The sequence below is a fragment of the Rhizobium cauense genome, from assembly GCF_019511525.1.
GTDB classification, from domain to species: domain Bacteria; phylum Pseudomonadota; class Alphaproteobacteria; order Rhizobiales; family Rhizobiaceae; genus Rhizobium; species Rhizobium cauense.
Window position 1 is genome coordinate 1 of record NZ_JAEUAT010000073.1, and the last position, 437, is coordinate 437.

Consider the following 437-nt stretch of genomic DNA (forward strand, 5'->3'; position numbering starts at 1 on the left):
CTGACGGCCGATCAGGTCGAAGGCTTCACGACGGCCCAGGTTGGCGTGTTGAGCGCCACGCAGGTTGGTGCGCTCGGTGCCGACGACATCGCCAAGTTCTCCGCCGATGAGATCGCGGCGCTGGGCACGGCAGCGGTCGGCGGCCTGACGAATGATGCGGTTGCCGCTCTCGACGACGACCAGCTTGCGGCCCTGAAGACGACGCAGATCGCAGCGCTGAAGCCTGCCCAGGTTGCGGCTCTGACGGCAACCCAGGTCGGCAAGCTGTCGAGCGATCAGCTCGGTGCGCTGACGGCGACCCAGGTTGGTTCTCTGACCAACGACCAGCTGGCCGCACTCGACGCCACGAAGATCGCCGCTCTCAGCACCAAGGCCGTTGCCGGCCTGAAGGCAAGCCAGATCAGCGCCCTGACGGCCGATCAGGTCGAAGGCTTCAC

At 66.6% G+C, this 437-nt stretch carries 1 protein-coding gene; it reads left to right on the forward strand.

Annotated elements, in window-relative coordinates:
* Positions 1 to 437: hypothetical protein (locus tag JNB88_RS33185; protein ID WP_220359170.1), on the forward strand; the 437-nt coding region annotated here is incomplete at both ends.